Origin of the sequence: Kitasatospora sp. NPDC049285 (genome assembly GCF_040678815.1) — a bacterium.
In the GTDB taxonomy this organism is placed as follows: domain Bacteria; phylum Actinomycetota; class Actinomycetes; order Streptomycetales; family Streptomycetaceae; genus Kitasatospora.
This window is the reverse complement of record NZ_JBFAQR010000028.1, coordinates 38999-55575: the sequence shown is the minus strand read 5'-3', so window position 1 is coordinate 55575 and position 16577 is coordinate 38999. Positions and strand designations below refer to the sequence as shown.

Genomic DNA, 16577 nt, shown 5'->3' with positions numbered 1-16577 from the left:
CGCCCCGCCCCTCGGCTTCGGTCGACGGGCGGGGCGCTTCGTCCTGTCCGGGGTCAACGGCCGTACCGGACAATGCCCGTGGGATGATCACGGGTATGAGCGAGTGGACCGTGTACGGTAGCCGCCCCATCTACACCAGCCCTTGGGTGAACTTGGAGCTGGTCGACGTCGAACCTCCGGGCCAGCCGCGCTACGAGCACCATCTGGTCCGGTTCGCGCCGGTCGCTGCCACCGTGGTGCTCAACAACCGCGACGAGGTGCTGATGATGTGGCGCCACCGCTTCGCTACCGACACCTGGAACTGGGAGATCCCGTCAGGCATCGTCGAGGGCGGGGAGACCTTGGCCGCGGCAGCCGCCCGGGAGGTCGAGGAGGAGACCGGCTGGCGCGTCACCGCAGTCAAACCGCTCGCCTATAACCAGCCCATCGGCGGGATGAGCAACGCCGAGCACCACGTCTTCCTGGCCCGCAGCGCCGAGTTCATCGCCCCGCCCGTCGACACCCACGAGGCCGACCGGATCGAGTGGATCCCGCTCGAGCGGATCCAGGACATGATCGACCGGCGCGAGATCGTGGCCGGCGTCGCCGTCACCGGGCTGCTGCAGGTACTGGCCCGCCGACCCTAGCCGGGGAGCGCCAGGAACTCCGACTCCTCGATCATCTCCCGCAGTCCGGCCACCATCGGACTCCGGACGCCGCGCATCGGCACGTTGGCGGCGACCTCCCGGGCGCGGGCCAGGACGATGCCCGTCCGGTGCTCGGCGGGCAGGGAGTCCAGCGCCATCGTGCCGACCTGCGCGCCGGTGCTGATCTCGCCGACGCCGATCAGGCCGGCTGCCTGGTCGAGCGCGATCAGCGCCCGGTCGAGCCGCTCGGCTGGGGAGTACATGGCCAGGGCCTCGTCGAGGGCGAGCTGGGCGCGCCGGGTGTCGCCGAGAGCGGTGTGCATGCTGCCGATGTGCCAGCGGAGTTGGCGGGCGGTGTAGCCATAGGCGAGGTCGCTGGTGTGCCGGTCGTCGAGGCGCTCGAAGGCGCGCTCGGCGAGCGCCATGGCCGCGCGTGCGTCGTCGGCGCGGCCCAGCCGGGCCAGCGACCGTGCCTCCAGGGCCGGCGCCCACGCGGCGGTCGCGCAAGCCGTGGATCCGGCCACCAGGCGGGCCCGCTCCGCGAGCTGGGCAGATGCCGCTGGGCTGCCGTAGTAGAAGGGGATGACCGCCTCGCGGGCCAGCAGCCACGCTCGCAGCGCGCGGTCGCCCGTCTCCTCCGCAGCGAGCTGCGCGCACCGGAACCACTCCCTCGCCTCGCGGTGCGCGCCGAGCGCTACAAGCGCCATCCCGGCCGCGCCAGCGAGCTGGGCGGCCACGTGGCAGAGGCGACTACGCCGATCGGCAGGCTGCCGGTGCGTCAGGAACTGCTGCACCTCGACGAAGTCGAGCACTGCGCCACCGAGCATCTGCCCCGGGGGGACGACCTGGTACGACTGGCCGTGCTCGGCGGCCGACCGCTCCCACTGGTCGATGGTGGTCTCGGCCAGCCCGTCGGCGAGGGTTTCGGACATGCCATGCCGGGCGGCAGCGAGGGTGTCGAGAACCTGTCCCGACAGGGTCACCCCGAGCCCGTCGAGCAGGCCGTGCAGTATCGCCCGCTGCTCGGCAGGCGCCTGATGCCCGCGTTGTGCGATGCGTCCAGCGAGCGGCGCCGTGTTATGGGCGACGCCTTGCTGGCCGGCTGGGGTGTAGTCCCGCCCGAACCCGAGTCGGTCGGGACGGGTCTGGTACAGCTCGCACAGTCCGTCGAGGTGGGAGTCTCCGGGGCGGACCGCGCCAGTCTCCCAACTGGAGAGCTGCTGCACCGTCACGGGGCCACGGGCCGCACGATATGCCGCCGCTGCCTGGACGAGAGTCCAGCCGCGGGCGAGCCGGTGAGCCTGGGTGAGCGACACGTCGGCAGCCTGGGCGATCCGGGACGCGAGGTCCCACGCCGTCCAGCCCTCCGTCTCGGCGGTCGCACGTAACTGGGCGGCTGTGCTCCGGGCCGACGGGCTCATGCTCACTCCTGCAGCGGTAGTGGCGGTGACACCACGGTAGCGCCGGGGGCTGGCACGCATGGCCGCCTTCACGGGCTGACGGTGAGAACCCTGCTGAAGCATCATCACCACACCGTGAGAACCCGCGGTTGTCATGACGGGACCGTCATTGCCTGCCCCGCAGTCCTGGTCGAACCTGATCGCGATGCGGTCAGCTCGCAAGGAGGAACCCATGGCCGAGACCAGAGAGCACCCCTGCCTCGCCCCCCTGCCGGGCGAGGAGCCGCGGCACCGGCCGTGCGGCACGTGCGGGCGCTGCGTGTCCGGAACTGGCCGGGACCGTAACCCGAACACCACCGACTGCTACGACGACTACCTCACCGCCGCCACGACCTGGCGGTCGGCGTGAGCCGGGTCTCTGCGGCACCAACGCGCCCAGCGGTCACCGTGGGGATCACTGGGATCATGGAGCCCCGCGAGTTCCCCACGCTGCCCGCCGCACTCAGAGTGCTGTGGGATGCCCTGCGGGCGCTGCCGATGGGCAGTGGCCAGTACGACGCGTACCAGTCTCTCCTCTGCGGCGAGGACGCTGCGGAGACCGTCACCCTGCTGTTCGACCGACGGCCAAGTGTGACGTACTCCGTGGTGATCGAGGGGCGAACGCACGCCGTGGTGATCTCACGTCAGGCGGGCGCGTGACGTCCACCATCGCCACGGCGGCATACCGCGAGGTCGTGCTGGACGCCGCATGCCAGTACGTGCGCGGCACTGGGTTCGACGTGGCGATACGGCAGATGCGCTGCCGGTGCTACTACCTGATGGCCATGGCCGACCCGAACTCGCCATCCGACCACGCCGCCATCCTCCAGCTCACGCAGGCTGCTGGCAGGTTGGCGATCAGCGCCAGCAGCGACACCGACACGTTGAGCAACGTCGTGGCCGTGATCGCTGAGCCAATGTGTTCCAGTCGGGAACTCCCGCCCGGGTGGCCGGTGTGAAGGCACCGCAGGCGCCGCCAATTCAGGCGTCCGGGTTCTGTGTGCGGTGCGGGCAGTACGCCCGGGGCGAGCTGGTCGCCTCGATCAACCGGTACGCGGAGTCGATCCGGAACCACCCAGGCTGCCGGCCGGACGCCCGACCGTCGCACCTTCGACGCACCGGCCGCCTAGCTCAAGGCGACTCATACACTAGTTCGATACCATGCGAACCGAACGGATCGAGGGCTGCAGCCCCGACGCCGTCCGAACCTCCGCTCCACCAGCGCGACCTCATCGGCCCGGCTGCCCTTCAAGCGGTCGGGCCGACGCACACCACCGGCGTTCGAATGAAGACGGCCCCTCATCAGGCTCAAGTAGCTGATGAGGGGCCGTCTTACTGTGGTGGGCCGCCAGGGGTTCGAACCCTGAACCTACGGATTAAAAGTCCGCAGCTCTGCCAATTGAGCTAGCGGCCCGGTGGCCGGCGGTTGTCCGGTGGGACAGCGCCTGCCGGGGTGATCCTACCTGGTGACCCGTGGCGGATGGCCAGCGGATTGCCGGGGCGGGTCGCGGGCTCGGCGAGGTGTCGACGGTGGGTCAGGGACCAGGTCGGGTCGCAGGTCAGGCGGTTGGGAGGTGGGCGGCGCGGACGCGGCGGAGCCAGTCCTCGACCGGGCGTTCGTCGGGGGCGTCGGGGAGGACGCCGGGGCGGGCGAGGCGGTGTTCGGCGTCGGCGAGCAGCGCGGCGGCCTCCTGCGGGTGTTCCGCGTAGCGTTCGCCGAGCTCGCGGACGCCGTCCGGGTCGGGCAGCCGGATCTCCAGGCGGCCGGTCTCGTGGAGGTGGACGCCCTGGCGGACCAGCCGGACCAGGTGGCGGGCGTTCTTCGCGGCCTTGGCCCGGCCCCGCGGGTCGGCGGTGTCCCGGGCGGTGAGCTTGCGGAACTGCTGGCCGGCGTAGCCGAGATAGGAGTTGCGGACCGCGCCCGCGCTCAGGAAGCTGCTCCGGATGGCGATCAGCTCCTCGCCGAGCGGCGTCCGGACTTCGTACAACTCCTCGGGCAGCCAGGCCAGTTCGGCGGCGGTCGGGTTGCCGCCGAGCGCGAGGCGGCACCACTTGGCGGCCTCGTGCAGGGTGCGGTCGGGCGCGGTGGTGACGTGCGACTCGGTGGGCCGGTGCAGGCCGTGGAAGGCGACGGTGGGTGCGGCGAACAGGCCGAGCCGGTCGAGGTCGGAGCCCGCGTGGGCGAGGCCGTACGCGGTGGAGCCGACGATGCCGGAGAGCAGGACGTGCACGGGTGGTCGCCTCCCAACGGACGGGCCCTCGCGGGCGTCACGGGCGTCACGGGCGTCACGGGCCTCGCGCGGCCGCAACGACCCGCGACGGCCCGCGGCGACCCTCGACGGCCCTTGACGGGCCTGGATTCGGTTCCGGCAGTCTGACCGCTCCGCACCCGGACACGCGAACGATTTCCGCCCCCCGTCGCCCCCGTCCGCCCGCCCCCCTCGCCCACGCTCCCGACACGGCCCGGGGCCGCCGCTACCGGCCGGGTGCCCGCCGCCGCCGGATACTGGGCGCATGGCGAACGGCGAGATCCCAGCGGCGAAGCTGCGGGCCTGGTGGGCGCAGCGGCAGTGGTTGGACGGCGGCCGACGCGTGGGGGCGTCCGCGGCCGAGGTGTTGGCGGCGACGGGGTGGGCCCGGTCGGTGGGCGGGGCGGCGCCGTACCTGGGGCTGTTCGCCCGGGCGGGCCTGGGGCGGGCGGCGGTGGACGCGGCGGTGGCGGCACTGGAGGTGCACGAGCTGCCCTCCGCCCGGGGCTGTACGTACGTGCTGCCGGCGCGGGACTTCGCGCTGGGCCTGGCCGCGGGCGCAGGTGCGCCGGAGGCGGAGCTCACCGCGGCGGCCAAGCATCTGGGAGTGACCCGGGACGAGGTGGAGCAGCTCTGCCTGACCGTGCGCCAACTCCTGGACGACGAACAGCCGTTGGATCCATCGGCGATTCGCGCCGGAGCGGGCCCGACCGCCCGTTCGCTCGGGGAGCCGGGACGCAAGCGCGGACTGTCGACCACCCTGCCGCTGGCGCTGGGCCTGCTGCAGGCTCGCGGGCTGATCCGCCGAGTGCCGGTCAACGGCCGCCTGGACCAGCAGCGTTACGGTTACGTGCGCTGGGAGCAGCCGGTGCACGGTTCGGCGGCGGAGCTGGCGGAGCGGTACTTCGCCTGGGCGGCGCCCGCCTCGGTGAAGCACTTCCGCTGGTTCTCGGGCTTCACTGCGGCCACCGCCAAAGCCGCACTGACGCCCCTGGAACTGGTCGAGCTGCCGGGCACCGACTTGCTGATGCCCGCCGAACTGCTGGACGAGTTCCAGCAGTTCACCATCCCGACCGAGCCCTCGTACGCGCTGCTGGCCGGTATCGACGGGTTGCACCTGCTGCACCGCGACCTGTCCAGGCTGGTCGACGCACTCGACGCCGGCCGCCCGGTCCCGGCGTCCCGGACCGGGCGGAGCTTCGGCGGCGAGGCCGACCCGCAGACCCACCTGGTGGTGGACCGCGGGCGGATCATCGGCTTCTGGGAGTACGACCCCGAACAGCGCGAGCTGGTGCACCAGTTGTTCGTACCGAAGGACGCCGCGCTGCAGGAGGCGATCGAGCGGACCGAGGCGTTCGTCCGCGACGAGCTCGGCGACGCCCGCGGCTTCAGCCTGGACTCGCCGAAGAGCCGCGCCCCGAAGCTCGCCGCCCTCCGCGCGGCGGCCGACACCTGACGCATCGTCGGCCACCACGTGACGGCCCGCCCGCAGACGCCTGATGTCCCGCCGGTCCCCGTGCTAGCTCGCGTCCGGGAGTTCCAGCGGCAGGTGGTCGAACCCGGCGGTTCCCGGGCGGCCGGTGGCGAGGCCGGCCAGCAGCTCGGGCGGCACCGCGGCGTAGACGGTGCCGTAGTGGTGCTCTCCGAGGGCGGGGTCGTTCGCCCAGGCGGGCTGCTCGTCGGCGGGGCGGACCGCGAAGCGGCCGTCGGCGCCGTTCCGGTTGCCCCGGGCGTCCAGTCGCACCCAGGACGAACTCTCCGGCCAGTACACGGCGTTGAGGCCGTGCAGCACCTCCAGCTTCTGGTAGCAGAGGCCGGTGGGGATGCCGTTGGCGCGCAGCAGCGCGGCCAGCAGGTGGGCCTTGCCGTGGCAGATCGCGTTGCCCGCGGCGAGCACGTCCGAGGCCCGGTACGCGGCGCTCCACTCACCGATGTCGGCGGAGTGGTCGATCTCGTCCCGGACGTAGGTGAACACCGCCTCGGCGGTGGCCTCCGGGTCGGAGCGCCGCAGCGCGGCGGCCCGTTCGCGGATCAGCGGGTGGTGGTGGTCGACCACCTCGTCGGCGGCGAGGTACGCGGCCGGGTCGGCGTGGTCGGGGCTCAGCGGCCCGTGCGGGGAGGCGGGTTGGTCCATGGCGCCGATGCTGCGCGGGCGGACGGGTCGACTGCAAAGGCATTTCGCCCCGTGGACCACGGCATCGACTACGGTCGGTCGTACCTCAACGGAGGTGCTGCCCCGACAGGGGACCGGCCTCACCGGAAGGAGCAGGCATGACCGACGAGGTACTCGTGGTCACCGGCGGCGGACACGGCATCGGGGCGGCCACCGCGGTGCTGGCGGCGGAGCGCGGCTACCGGGTGTGCGTCAACTACCGGGCCGACCAAGGCGCGGCGGACGCGGTGGTGGAACGGATCCGGGCGGCGGGCGGCACCGCGGTGGCGGTCCGCGCGGACGTCACCACCACCGCCGAGGTGGAGCGGCTGTTCGACACCGCGGAGCGCGAACTCGGGCCGGTGACCGCGCTGGTGAACAACGCGGGCACGCTGGAGAAGCAGAGCCGGCTGGACCAGCTCGACGAGGACCGGCTGAACCGGATCTGGGCCGCGAACATCACCGGCCCGTTCCTGTGCGCGGCGGCGGCGGTGCGCCGGATGTCCACCCGGTACGGCGGGCGCGGCGGGGCGATCGTCAACGTCGGCTCGGCGGCGTCCCGGCTCGGCTCGCCGAACGAGTACGTCGACTACGCGGCGTCCAAGGGCGCGCTGGACTCGATGACCCGCGGCCTGTCGCTGGAGGTCGCCGCCGAGGGCATCCGGGTCAACGCGGTGCGGCCGGGGCTGATCCACACCGGCATCCACGCGCTCGGCGGCGAGCCCGGCCGGGTCGACCGGGTCGCCCCCCACCTGCCGATGCAGCGCGGCGGGCAGCCCGAGGAGGTCGCGGAGGCCATCCTCTACCTGCTCTCCCCCGGCGCCTCGTACGTCACCGGCTCCTTCCTGGACGTCGCGGGCGGACGCTGACGCCACGACGCCCGGGCTCGTCCGAGTCCCACGGCGCCGGGCTCCGTCGAAACCCACGCCGGCGTGAACATCACGGAATCCGGCGGTACCGGTTCGGTCAACGCGGGGGCGCGCGGGCCCGCCGCGCGCCTACCGTTGCCCGCATGACCGACAGAGAGCTGGACGCCGCGCCCTTCCTCGCCATCCCCGACGTGCCGAACTTCCGCGACGCCGGAGCGGGGGTGTTCCGCCCCGGGCTGCTCTACCGGTCGGCGACCCTGAACCGGCTCACCGAGGAGGGTGCCGCCAAACTCAAGGAGCTCGGCGTCCGTACCGTCGTCGACCTGCGCAGCTCCGTCGAGCTCGACCACTGGCCGGACCGGCTCCACGGCCTGGACGTCGACTACCGCCACCTGCCGCTGCTGCCCGACCCGGCCACCACCGACCGGGCATGGCCGGAGGACCAGGCCGCGCTCTACCCGTTCATGGCCGAGGTCGGCGGCGTGGCCATCGCCGGCGCCGTCCGCGCCCTCGCCGCCGGCGGGCCCGTGGTCGTCCACTGCGCCGTCGGCAAGGACCGCACCGGCCTGACCATCGCCGTCCTGCAGTCCCTGGCCGGCCTCCCCGCCGCCCGGATCACCGAGGACTTCGTCCGCTCCAACACCGGCCTCGGCCTCGACGGCGGCCCGATCCCGTACACCGACGAGGCCGGTGTCGAACGCCTCTCCCGCCCCGTCGCCGCCGATCATCTCCACTCCGCCCTCACCCGCATCCAGGACCTCCACGGCTCGCTCGAGTCCTACCTCCTCGCCCACGGCACCACCGAGGAGGAACTCACCACCCTCCGCACCCTCGGGCCCGCCTGAGCGACCCGCCAGAGCGACCCGCCAGAGCGACCCGCCAGAGCGACCCGCCAGAGCGACCCGCCGAAGGGACCCGCCGAAGGGACCCGACGGAGCGTCAGGAAGCGGACGTCCGGCGCTCCTCCGCCGCGAAGGCCGCGGCCAGGATGGCGGCGGTGGCGAGGAGTTGCGCGACGGCGGAGAGCTGGGTGCCGAGCGGGACCGCGGCGAGGACGAGGGCGGCGGCGAGCAGACGGGTGTGATGGGGGGTCAGGGCAAAGGTGCGGCGGATGGCGGTGTTGGCGAGCAGGAAGAGGGCGGTGCCGCCGGCCAGGGCGAGGGCTTCGGGGAGGTGCAGCGGGGCGCCGGGGTGGGCGGTGGCGGACTTGGCGCCGGTGGCCAGCAGGATGACCCCGAGCAGGAGGGCGTAGTGGCCCAGGTTGTAGACGCGGACGGCGAGTTGGTTGCGCCGCGCGTCGTCGAGGGCAGCCATCGCCGCCGCCGCGCGCTCGTCGTCGTCGGCGCCGAAGTACGCCCACCAGAGGCCGACGCAGACCGCGAGGGCGAGCAGCGCGGTGCCCACCAGCAGCGGGGTGAGCTCGGTGTCGCCGACGCCCACGCCGATGGCGATCACGGACTCGCCGAAGGCGATGATCACCACCAGGCCGTGGCGTTCCACGAAGTGGTCGGCGCGCAGCCGGAACCGGGGTAGGTCGACCAGGTACGGGTTGGCCAGCTGGATGCCGAACGCGGCGGTCCAGAGCAGGAGTTCCGCCCCGCCCTGGAGATGGCCGCCGATGATCACCAGCACGGCGATGGCCAGGTTGAGCCCGCCCATCCGGGCCACCGCGCCGGGCCGCACCCCGGCGGTGGCGAACATCCCGGTGTGCACGGCGACCACCAGCAGGTAGGCCCAGCCGAAGACCTCGCCGGCGCCCTCGAAGGCGCGCGGCACGCTGAGCGCGATCACCAGGAAGCCGACCATGCCGAGCAGCATCAGCCCGCGCCGCGGGTGGGTGCGCGGTGGCAGCGCGTTGGCGACCCAGATGAAGGCGTCGTACATCCACCAGATCACGGCCAGCATCACCAGCACCCGGGCGAGGCCGCCGGGTGTGAGGTGGTGGGAGAGACTCCCGGTGAGCTGGGTGATCACGAACACGAAGACCAGGTCGAAGAAGAGCTCCAACGGGCTGGCCCGCAGCTCGTTCTCCCCCGCCTGCACCGCCTCGGCGTCCCCCGCCTGCGCAACCTCTCGGTACGTCACGGCCCGAGTATCGCAGTCGCCCGCCACCGCCCCGCGGGGCGGCTCGTTAGCACCGTTACCGTGGACGAACCGTTCCGGCAGCCGCTCCACCCGCCCCACCCCCCAAGCATTCCGTGCCCCACTCCGGACACCCCGTCCCGTGCACCCCACCCTGTGAGGAGTCGATCCCATGGCCCGTTTCCCCGCCACCACCGCCGTCGCCGCCGTCGGACTGCTCGGCGGCTACGCCACCGCCCGGTTCAGCGGTCGCCGCGAACTCGGCGGCGCGGTGCTGGCCGCCGCCGGGACCACCGCCGCGGTGCGCTGGCAGCGCCGTTCCGGCACCCCCGCCGCGGCCGGCCTGACCGCGCTGTACCTGGCCGCGTTCGGCGGCTCGCACCCGCTGGCGAAGAAGATCGGCGCCTGGCCGGCCGTCCTCACCGTCACCGGCGTGGTCGCCGCAGCCTCCGCCCTCGCCACCCGCGACTGACCGGACAACCGGCCGGCCCACGAACCGACCGCCCGGAGAGCCGGCGGACCGCTGGCTGACGCAGCGTCAGGAGCCGAAGCGTGCCTCGAACGCGGCCCGGTTCGCCGACACCGGCGTGCGGTCCCACACCGCGAACACCACCCGCTCGAACGCCGCGCCCCGGCGGTCCAGGGCGTGCGCGAAGGCCTCGGCCACCTCGGCCGGGTCGTTGCGGAAGACCCCGCAGCCCCAGGCCCCGAGCACCAGGGTGCGGACCTCGTGCCGGGCGGCCACCGCGAGGACGCGTTCGGCGCGCTCGGCCAGCACCCCGCGGACGTCCGGCGGCGCGGCGGGCGAACGCAGCGCCAACTGGCCCGCGTTGGGCGCCGGCGAGGTGAGGAAGCCGACCCGGTGGGGGCGGTCCAGCAGCCTGCCGTGGTCGTCCCGGATCACCGGCACGTCCGGCGACCAGATCACCCGGTGGCTGTAGTGCAGGTCGGTGGAGGCCCGGTGCGCCTCGTAGTAGTCGGGGGCCTCCAGCAGGCAGCGGTACAGCAGGGCGCTGCGGCAGAGGTCCTCCTCCTGCGCCTTCGCGCCGCGCAGGTACCCGCCGCCGGGGTTGCGCGCCGAGGCGAAGTTCAGCACCGCGACGCCCGGCCCGCCGGCCTCCACCAGCCGCCGGGCCGCCTGCATGCTGCCCTCCGCGGTCACCTCGACCGTCCCGGCGAACCGTCCGCTCCCGGGCCCGAAGTCGGCCTCCGGCGGGTAGGACACCGTCCCGGCCCGGGCCGCGGCCAGCTGCTCGGCGATCTCCACCGCCACCCCGGCGTCGCTCCGGTAGCCGCCGCGGTCGGCGATCTCCTCGTTCTGCGCGGCGACCTCGCGCTGCCTGCTGCTCATGCCCCGGACCGTAACCGGGCCCGGCGACCCGCCACCACCGCATTTCACCGACGCACCGGCCGCCCGGGAAAAATCTTCGGCGGCGTTGTCGAGAACCCGCGCGCTGCTCCGTCCCCGGGGTGAAGGCGACCACAATGGGTCGCACCGCACCGAGGAGAGACCATGGCCAAGTACCTGCTGCTGAAGCACTACCGCGGCGCCCCGGCCCCGGCCGGCTTCGTGCCGATGGACCAGTGGACGCCGGCGGAGATCTCCGCGCACGTCCAGTACATGCGTGACTTCGCGGCCAAGCTGGAGCAGACCGGAGAGTTCGTCGACGCCCAGGCGCTCGCCCCGGAGGGCACCTGGGTCCAGTTCGACGGCGAGGGCCGCCCGCCGGTCACCGACGGGCCGTTCGCCGAGACCAAGGACCTGATCGCCGGCTGGATGGTGATCGACGTCGACAGCTACCAGCGCGCCCTCGACCTCGCCGCCGAGCTCTCCGCCGCGCCCGGGAAGGACGGCAAGCCGATCCACGAGTGGCTGGAGCTGCGCCCGTTCATGTCCGAGCACCCCGGCGTCACGGAGTAGCCCCACCATGGACGAGGCCCTGCTGCGGAGCCTCACCCCGGGCGTGCTCGCCGTCCTCGTCCGCCGCGGAGCCGACTTCGCGGCGGCCGAGGACGCCGTCCAGGACGCCCTGGTCGAGGCGGTCCGGGTGTGGCCCGCCGACCCGCCGCGCGACCCCAAGGGCTGGCTGGTCACGGTGGCCTGGCGCAAGTTCCTGGACGCGGCCCGCTCGGACACCGCCCGCCGCCGGCGCGAGGACCTGGTCGACGAGCAGCCGCTCCCCGGGCCGGTGTCCTCGGTGGACGACACGCTCTGGCTGTACTTCCTGTGCGCCCACCCGTCGCTGACCCCGCCCGCCGCGGTCGCTCTCACCCTGCGCGCGGCGGGCGGACTGACCACGCGTCAGATCGCCGCCGCGTACCTGGTCCCGGAGGCGACCATGGCGCAGCGGATCAGCCGGGCCAAGCGGACGGTCTCGGCGGCGCGCTTCGACCGGCCCGGGGACGTCGCCACCGTGCTGCGGGTGCTCTACCTGGTCTTCAACGAGGGCTACTCCGGGGACGTCGACCTGTCCGCCGAGGCGATCCGGCTGACCCGGCAGCTGGCCGGCGCGATCGACCACCCCGAGGTGGCGGGCCTGCTCGCCCTGATGCTGCTGCACCACGCCCGCCGGGCCTCCCGCACGGCGTCCGACGGCGCGCTGGTGCCGCTCGCCGAGCAGGACCGGACCCGCTGGGACACCGGCATGATCGCCGAGGGCGTCGCCGTCCTGCAGGCGGCCCTCGCCCGGGACCGGCTCGGCCAGTACCAGTGCCAGGCCGCGATCGCCGCGCTGCACGCGGACGCGTTCGCCGCCGAGGAGACCGACTGGGTGCAGATCGTCGAGTGGTACGACGAGCTGGGCCGGTTCACCGACAGCCCGGTGGTCCGGCTCAACCGCGCGGTCGCGGTCGGCGAGGCCGACGGGCCGCAGGCCGGACTGGCCGCCCTCGACGCCCTCGACGACTCGCTGCCCCGGCACACCGCCGCAGCCGCCTACCTGCACGAACGCGCCGGCGACCGGGGCACCGCCGCCCGGCTGTACGCGGAGGCCGCCCACCGTGCGCCCAACCTCGCCGAACGCGACTACCTGACCCGCCAGGCCGCCCGGCTGCACTCCGCCGGGTAACGCGGACGGGCCCGCCCCACCGAAGTGGAGCGGGCCCGTCGGGCGTGCTGTGACGAGGTGTCAGTTCTTCCAGCGCGGCTTGCGCTCGCCACCGTTGAAGCCACCGCGGTCGCCGCGGTCGTCACGGTTGAAGCCACCGCGGTCGTCACGGTTGCCGCCGAAGGAACGGCCACCGCGGTCGTCACGGTTGAAGCCACCCTGCGGACGCCCACCCGTGCGGTGGTCGTCGCGGCGCACGAACGGACGGCCGGCGCCGCGCTCGCCGCGGTCGTCACGGTTGCCGAAGGACGGACGGTCCGAGAAGGAACGCGCCGGACGGTCACCGAAGGAGCGGCTGCCGCGGTCGTCACGGTTGAAGCCGCCACGCTCACGGTCTCCACCGAAGGAGCGGCCGCCACGGTCGTCACGGTTGAAGCCACCGCGGTCGTCGCGGTTGCCGAACGAGCGGCCACCGCGGTCGTCACGGTTGAAGCCGCCACGCTCACGGTCTCCACCGAAGGAGCGGCCGCCACGGTCGTCACGGTTGAAGCCACCGCGGTCGTCACGGTTCCCGCCGAAGGAGCGGCCACCACGGTCGTCACGGTTGAAGCCGCCACGGTCGTCGCGGTTGCCGAAGGAACGGCCGCCACGGTCGTCACGGTTGCCGAAGGAACGGCCACCGCGGTCGCCACGGTCCTCGCGGTTGAAGCCGCCGCGGTCGCCGCCACGGTCCCGGTCGCGGTCCCGGTTGAACGCCGGGCGCTCGGTGCGGGCCTCGCGGTAGGACGGCGCGCGCTCGTCACGCTGCTCGGCCGCCGGGGCCTCGCCGGTGGTCGGCTCCGCGGCCTCGACGACGGCCTCGGCGGCGACGGTCTCGTCGGCGGCCTCCGGCTCCTCGTCCTCGATGCCCAGGTCGGCACGCTCGCGGGCGGCACGGGCGGCCAGGCGGTCGGCCTCCTCGCGCAGCTCGTTGGCACGGCGCTGGGCGCGCTCCAGCTCGCGGGCGAGCTCGGCGACCTCGCGCTCGGCGGCGCCGGCGATGCCGGCCGCGCTCTCGGCCTGCACCTCGACCAGCGAGCGGGCGCCGGTGATCTTGGCGACCTCGGCGTCGAAGGCGTGGTCGAGGATGTGGCGCGAGGCGTCCACGCCCGCGTCCTCCATCAGGCGGAAGACGCCGCGGCGCTGGTGCGGCAGCACCAGGGTGACGACGGTGCCGGAGCGGCCGGCGCGCGCGGTGCGGCCGGAGCGGTGCAGGTAGTCCTTGTGGTCGCCCGCCGGGTCGACGTTCAGCACCAGGTCGATGCCGTCGACGTGGATGCCGCGGGCGGCGACGTCGGTGGCGACGACCACGTTGAGGTAGCCGTCCTTGAAGTCGCCGAGGACGCGGGTACGGGCGCCCTGGGTCATGCCGCCGTGCAGCGCGTCGGCCTTCACCCCGGCCTCCATCAGCTGCTGGGCGACCCGGTCGGCGCCCATCTGGGTGCGGACGAAGATGATCGTCCGGCCCTTGCGGGCGGCGATGGCGTTGGTGATCGGCGCCTTGTCCTTGGGCTTCACCACGAGGATGTGGTGGGTCATGGTGGTGACCGCGCCGGCCGACGGGTCGACCTCGTGGGTGACCGGGTTCTTCAGGTAGCGCTTGACCAGGGTGTCGATCTCGTTCTCCAGGGTGGCGGAGAACAGCAGGCGCTGGCCGCCGGCCGGCACCAGGTCGAGGATCTCGGTGACCTCGGGCAGGAAGCCCATGTCGGCCATCTGGTCGGCCTCGTCCAGGACGGCGATCTCGACGTCGTCCATCTTGGCGGAGCCGCGGTTGATCAGGTCGCGCAGGCGGCCCGGGGTCGCCACCAGGACGTCCACACCGCGCTCCAGCGCGTAGATCTGGTTGGACATCGAGGTGCCGCCGCAGACCACCTTGAGGCGCAGGCCGAGAACCGAGCCGAACGGCTCCAGCGCGTCGGCGACCTGCATGGCCAGCTCGCGGGTCGGGACCAGGATCAGGCCGCGCGGGTGCTTGGCCCGGGTGCGGTCACCGCCGGCCAGGCGGGTGAGCAGCGGCAGGCCGAAGCTCAGGGTCTTGCCGGAGCCGGTGCGGCCACGGCCCAGGACGTCCTTGCCGGCCAGCGCGTCCGGGATGGTCGCGGCCTGGATCGGGAACGGGGTGGTGACCTCGCGCTTGGCGAGGGCGCGGACGACCTCGTCCGGCAGGCCCAGGTCACCGAAGGTGAGGGTGGGCTCGGCGGCGGCGGTGTCGGTGTCCGCCTCGCCGTCCGTGTCGGCGTCGGCGTCGGCGTCGGTGAGCTCGGCCAGCTCCGCGTCGAGCGCGTCGGTGTCGAGCGAGGTGTCGAGGGTGTCGGCGGCGTCAGACCCGTTCGCGGGCATGGCGAAGCGGGCGTCGTCAACGAGAGACATGCAAAACCTTCCGGAAGTGGCACGCGCCAAAGTCCGGGGTTCTGTTGAAAACCGCCTCTATGCGGTCAGCCACGGATCGCCGGAACGCGCCAAGGGCGCCCTGAGAGTGTGAGAGGCGCCAGCCAAATAGGATCAAACGAACGATCTACCACCATAGGGGAGCCTGGGGATCAGAGGCAAATGCCCTGGCCAGAGCCCTCGAATGAAGGTTCAGTGCCCGCTGGGCGACTCGCTGGGCGCCGCGCTGCCCGGTCCGCTGGGCGTCGCACTCGGCGCCGCGGAGTGCGAGGGCGCCGGGGAGCTGGGCTGCGGGCTCGACGAGGGGCCCGTCCCGGCGGACTGGCTGGGGGCGGGCGTCCCGGGCCCGGCGCTCGGGGTCCCGGACGGCGCGACGCTGCTGCCGCTCGGCGCGGGCACCACCACGGGCGCGCCGGGCAGCCCGGCCGGCGCCGGGGTGGCACCCGGGGGCTCCGCCCCGACGGCGGGGCTGGTGCCGGGTGACGCACCGTCAATGCTCAACGTCCCGCCGCGTTCCCCGCGCTGGCCGCCCTGGTGGGCGGACGTCCCCTGCCCCGCCTTCGCGCTGGCCGTGCCCGTGCCGGACGGCCGCGCCTCGACCGGCCCGTCCGGGGTCTGCGCCCCCACCGACATGCAGCCGCTCATCCCGAGCGCGGCGAGCGTCGCCAGCACCGCGCCCGTCGTCATCCGTCGACGCGCCGACCCAACCGCCATCACCGAGCCACCTTCCGCACGGCCGACCGTTTTCGGTGCCCAACGCTCGGCGGTGCCGCCGGGACACGGGTGACGCCCCAGCATCCGCCGTCCGGGGGTCGTCAGCCGCGGATCGTCAGCCCCAGATCGCCCGGCCGAGCGCCGCGCCCGCGTACACCGCCGCCAGGCCGCCGCCCAGCGAGGCCGCGACGTTGGCCAGCGCCGCCCCGCGGGAGCCGTTCTCGGCCAGCCGCAGGGTCTCGAACGAGAAGGTCGAGTACGTGGTGAGCGCCCCGCACAGCCCGGTACCGAGCAGCAGCCGGACGTCGGCCGGGGCCTCCGCGACGAGCAGCCCGAGCAGCGCGCAGCCCAGCACGTTGACCGTCAGCGTCCCCCACGGGAAGCCGTACCCGACCCGGGAGTGCACCGCCCGGTCGGTCAGGTAGCGCAGCGGCGCCCCGAGCAGCGCGCCCGTGGCGACCAGCAGCCAGTTCACGCGCCCGCCTTCCGTTCGGCCCGGGCCAGCAGCGCCGCCCGGGTCGCCGAGGCGGCCGTCCACACCGCGCCCAGTGCGGCCAGCAGCGTGCCGCCGAGGTAGAGCAGCGCCTTCCCGGGCAGCCCGTGGTCGAACAGCAGTTGGGCGTCGACCGCGTACGTCGAGAAGGTCGTGAACCCGCCGAGGATGCCGGTCGCCAGGAACGGGCGCAGCAACGGGTGCGGCGGCCACGGCCCCTCGGTGAGCAGCACCAGCAGCACCCCGATCGCCGCGCACCCGACGGCGTTCACCAGCAGCGTCGTCCACGGGAAGGCGTCGGGTGCGGTCCGCCACAGCAGTCCCGCGCCGTAGCGCGCGCACGCCCCGAGCAGCCCGCCGGCCGCCACCACGCCGACCGTCGGGCCCTGCCCGCGCAACAACGGCGGTCTCGGCTCGGTACTCATGTCCCCCAGTCAAACACCCGCCGCAGTCGGCCCTGCCGCCCTCCCCCGCCC

At 73.8% G+C, this 16577-nt stretch carries 19 protein-coding genes and 1 tRNA gene; 11 read left to right on the top strand and 9 right to left on the bottom strand.

The features are described from left to right. The first annotated feature begins 95 nt into the window (after positions 1 to 95). The gene (locus tag AB0K51_RS19525; RefSeq protein ID WP_363456734.1) at positions 96 to 626 is read left to right on the top strand and encodes an NUDIX domain-containing protein; all 531 of its coding nucleotides are present in this window, start codon (positions 96 to 98) and stop codon (positions 624 to 626) included. On the opposite strand, the gene AB0K51_RS19520 is transcribed toward AB0K51_RS19525, so the two are convergent. Further along, positions 623 to 2047: a hypothetical protein gene (locus tag AB0K51_RS19520; protein WP_363456731.1), complete on the bottom strand. Its 1425-nt coding sequence runs from the start codon at positions 2045 to 2047 to the stop codon at positions 623 to 625. The genes AB0K51_RS19525 and AB0K51_RS19520 overlap by 4 nt on opposite strands. A gap of 211 nt (positions 2048 to 2258) precedes the next feature. Here AB0K51_RS19520 and AB0K51_RS19515 point away from each other — a divergent pair, with 211 nt between their 5' ends. The 3 genes from AB0K51_RS19515 to AB0K51_RS19505 are packed head-to-tail and all read left to right on the top strand — an operon-like array spanning position 2259 to position 3024. Continuing rightward, positions 2259 to 2435 (top strand): hypothetical protein, encoded by a 177-nt coding sequence (locus AB0K51_RS19515; protein WP_363456728.1) that lies wholly within the window; start codon positions 2259 to 2261, stop codon positions 2433 to 2435. Between the two features lie 56 nt (positions 2436 to 2491). Continuing rightward, complete coding sequence (locus tag AB0K51_RS19510; RefSeq protein WP_363456725.1) at positions 2492 to 2725, top strand: hypothetical protein; 234 nt, start codon at positions 2492 to 2494, stop codon at positions 2723 to 2725. Then, on the top strand, positions 2722 to 3024 hold the full coding sequence (locus tag AB0K51_RS19505) for a hypothetical protein (protein ID WP_363456722.1): 303 nt from the start codon (positions 2722 to 2724) through the stop codon (positions 3022 to 3024). Before AB0K51_RS19510 ends, AB0K51_RS19505 begins: the two co-directional genes overlap by 4 nt. 379 nt (positions 3025 to 3403) lie before the next feature. On the opposite strand, the gene AB0K51_RS19500 is transcribed toward AB0K51_RS19505, so the two are convergent. Both AB0K51_RS19500 and AB0K51_RS19495 read right to left on the bottom strand, forming a co-directional pair. Next, positions 3404 to 3479: transfer RNA gene (locus AB0K51_RS19500), tRNA-Lys, on the bottom strand. Between the two features lie 145 nt (positions 3480 to 3624). Beyond that, the gene (locus tag AB0K51_RS19495) at positions 3625 to 4296 is read right to left on the bottom strand and encodes a nucleotidyltransferase domain-containing protein (protein ID WP_363456719.1); all 672 of its coding nucleotides are present in this window, start codon (positions 4294 to 4296) and stop codon (positions 3625 to 3627) included. Positions 4297 to 4579: 283 nt separating this feature from the next. Between AB0K51_RS19495 and AB0K51_RS19490 the strand changes: the two genes are divergently transcribed. After that, on the top strand, positions 4580 to 5770 hold the full coding sequence (locus AB0K51_RS19490) for a crosslink repair DNA glycosylase YcaQ family protein (protein ID WP_363456716.1): 1191 nt from the start codon (positions 4580 to 4582) through the stop codon (positions 5768 to 5770). Positions 5771 to 5833: 63 nt separating this feature from the next. On the opposite strand, the gene AB0K51_RS19485 is transcribed toward AB0K51_RS19490, so the two are convergent. Next, complete coding sequence (locus AB0K51_RS19485) at positions 5834 to 6448, bottom strand: transglutaminase domain-containing protein (protein ID WP_363456713.1); 615 nt, start codon at positions 6446 to 6448, stop codon at positions 5834 to 5836. Between the two features lie 137 nt (positions 6449 to 6585). Here AB0K51_RS19485 and AB0K51_RS19480 point away from each other — a divergent pair, with 137 nt between their 5' ends. Further along, positions 6586 to 7335 (top strand): SDR family oxidoreductase, encoded by a 750-nt coding sequence (locus AB0K51_RS19480; RefSeq protein ID WP_363456711.1) that lies wholly within the window; start codon positions 6586 to 6588, stop codon positions 7333 to 7335. A gap of 143 nt (positions 7336 to 7478) precedes the next feature. Beyond that, positions 7479 to 8180, top strand: a complete 702-nt coding sequence (locus AB0K51_RS19475; protein WP_363456708.1) for a tyrosine-protein phosphatase — start codon at positions 7479 to 7481, stop codon at positions 8178 to 8180. Between the two features lie 94 nt (positions 8181 to 8274). On the opposite strand, the gene AB0K51_RS19470 is transcribed toward AB0K51_RS19475, so the two are convergent. Beyond that, entirely contained in the window at positions 8275 to 9420 is a 1146-nt protein-coding gene (locus tag AB0K51_RS19470) for a low temperature requirement protein A (protein WP_363456705.1), read from the bottom strand. A gap of 169 nt (positions 9421 to 9589) precedes the next feature. Here AB0K51_RS19470 and AB0K51_RS19465 point away from each other — a divergent pair, with 169 nt between their 5' ends. Next, positions 9590 to 9889 (top strand): hypothetical protein, encoded by a 300-nt coding sequence (locus AB0K51_RS19465; protein WP_363456702.1) that lies wholly within the window; start codon positions 9590 to 9592, stop codon positions 9887 to 9889. Between the two features lie 66 nt (positions 9890 to 9955). Here AB0K51_RS19465 and AB0K51_RS19460 read toward each other — a convergent pair whose 3' ends face one another. After that, positions 9956 to 10768, bottom strand: coding sequence for a TIGR02452 family protein (locus AB0K51_RS19460; protein WP_363456700.1), 813 nt, complete (start codon positions 10766 to 10768; stop codon positions 9956 to 9958). A gap of 162 nt (positions 10769 to 10930) precedes the next feature. Between AB0K51_RS19460 and AB0K51_RS19455 the strand changes: the two genes are divergently transcribed. Both AB0K51_RS19455 and AB0K51_RS19450 read left to right on the top strand, forming a co-directional pair. After that, the gene (locus AB0K51_RS19455) at positions 10931 to 11338 is read left to right on the top strand and encodes a YciI family protein (RefSeq protein ID WP_363456697.1); all 408 of its coding nucleotides are present in this window, start codon (positions 10931 to 10933) and stop codon (positions 11336 to 11338) included. A 7-nt stretch (positions 11339 to 11345) separates the two neighbouring features. Beyond that, positions 11346 to 12485, top strand: a complete 1140-nt coding sequence (locus AB0K51_RS19450) for a DUF6596 domain-containing protein (RefSeq protein WP_363456695.1) — start codon at positions 11346 to 11348, stop codon at positions 12483 to 12485. Between the two features lie 60 nt (positions 12486 to 12545). Here the strand turns inward: AB0K51_RS19450 and AB0K51_RS19445 are convergent, their stop codons facing one another. Next, complete coding sequence (locus tag AB0K51_RS19445) at positions 12546 to 14876, bottom strand: DEAD/DEAH box helicase (protein ID WP_363456692.1); 2331 nt, start codon at positions 14874 to 14876, stop codon at positions 12546 to 12548. Between the two features lie 202 nt (positions 14877 to 15078). Between AB0K51_RS19445 and AB0K51_RS19440 the strand changes: the two genes are divergently transcribed. Continuing rightward, positions 15079 to 15681 (top strand): hypothetical protein, encoded by a 603-nt coding sequence (locus AB0K51_RS19440; RefSeq protein ID WP_363456689.1) that lies wholly within the window; start codon positions 15079 to 15081, stop codon positions 15679 to 15681. 42 nt (positions 15682 to 15723) lie between these two features. On the opposite strand, the gene crcB is transcribed toward AB0K51_RS19440, so the two are convergent. Then, positions 15724 to 16083, bottom strand: a complete 360-nt coding sequence (crcB, locus tag AB0K51_RS19435; protein ID WP_363456686.1) for a fluoride efflux transporter CrcB — start codon at positions 16081 to 16083, stop codon at positions 15724 to 15726. Further along, positions 16080 to 16526 (bottom strand): CrcB family protein, encoded by a 447-nt coding sequence (locus tag AB0K51_RS19430; RefSeq protein WP_363456683.1) that lies wholly within the window; start codon positions 16524 to 16526, stop codon positions 16080 to 16082. The genes crcB and AB0K51_RS19430 overlap by 4 nt, the downstream gene beginning before the upstream one ends. Positions 16527 to 16577: the final 51 nt, after the last annotated feature.

Coding starts and splice junctions, on each gene's coding strand:
- AB0K51_RS19525 (WP_363456734.1), top strand. CDS start 96: ATGAGCGAGTGGACCGTGTACGGTAGCCGCCCCATCTACACCAGCCCT.
- AB0K51_RS19520 (WP_363456731.1), bottom strand. CDS start 2,047: ATGAGCCCGTCGGCCCGGAGCACAGCCGCCCAGTTACGTGCGACCGCC.
- AB0K51_RS19515 (WP_363456728.1), top strand. CDS start 2,259: ATGGCCGAGACCAGAGAGCACCCCTGCCTCGCCCCCCTGCCGGGCGAG.
- AB0K51_RS19510 (WP_363456725.1), top strand. CDS start 2,492: ATGGAGCCCCGCGAGTTCCCCACGCTGCCCGCCGCACTCAGAGTGCTG.
- AB0K51_RS19490 (WP_363456716.1), top strand. CDS start 4,580: ATGGCGAACGGCGAGATCCCAGCGGCGAAGCTGCGGGCCTGGTGGGCG.
- AB0K51_RS19485 (WP_363456713.1), bottom strand. CDS start 6,448: ATGGACCAACCCGCCTCCCCGCACGGGCCGCTGAGCCCCGACCACGCC.
- AB0K51_RS19480 (WP_363456711.1), top strand. CDS start 6,586: ATGACCGACGAGGTACTCGTGGTCACCGGCGGCGGACACGGCATCGGG.
- AB0K51_RS19475 (WP_363456708.1), top strand. CDS start 7,479: ATGACCGACAGAGAGCTGGACGCCGCGCCCTTCCTCGCCATCCCCGAC.
- AB0K51_RS19465 (WP_363456702.1), top strand. CDS start 9,590: ATGGCCCGTTTCCCCGCCACCACCGCCGTCGCCGCCGTCGGACTGCTC.
- AB0K51_RS19460 (WP_363456700.1), bottom strand. CDS start 10,768: ATGAGCAGCAGGCAGCGCGAGGTCGCCGCGCAGAACGAGGAGATCGCC.
- AB0K51_RS19455 (WP_363456697.1), top strand. CDS start 10,931: ATGGCCAAGTACCTGCTGCTGAAGCACTACCGCGGCGCCCCGGCCCCG.
- AB0K51_RS19450 (WP_363456695.1), top strand. CDS start 11,346: ATGGACGAGGCCCTGCTGCGGAGCCTCACCCCGGGCGTGCTCGCCGTC.
- AB0K51_RS19445 (WP_363456692.1), bottom strand. CDS start 14,876: ATGTCTCTCGTTGACGACGCCCGCTTCGCCATGCCCGCGAACGGGTCT.
- AB0K51_RS19440 (WP_363456689.1), top strand. CDS start 15,079: ATGAAGGTTCAGTGCCCGCTGGGCGACTCGCTGGGCGCCGCGCTGCCC.
- AB0K51_RS19430 (WP_363456683.1), bottom strand. CDS start 16,526: ATGAGTACCGAGCCGAGACCGCCGTTGTTGCGCGGGCAGGGCCCGACG.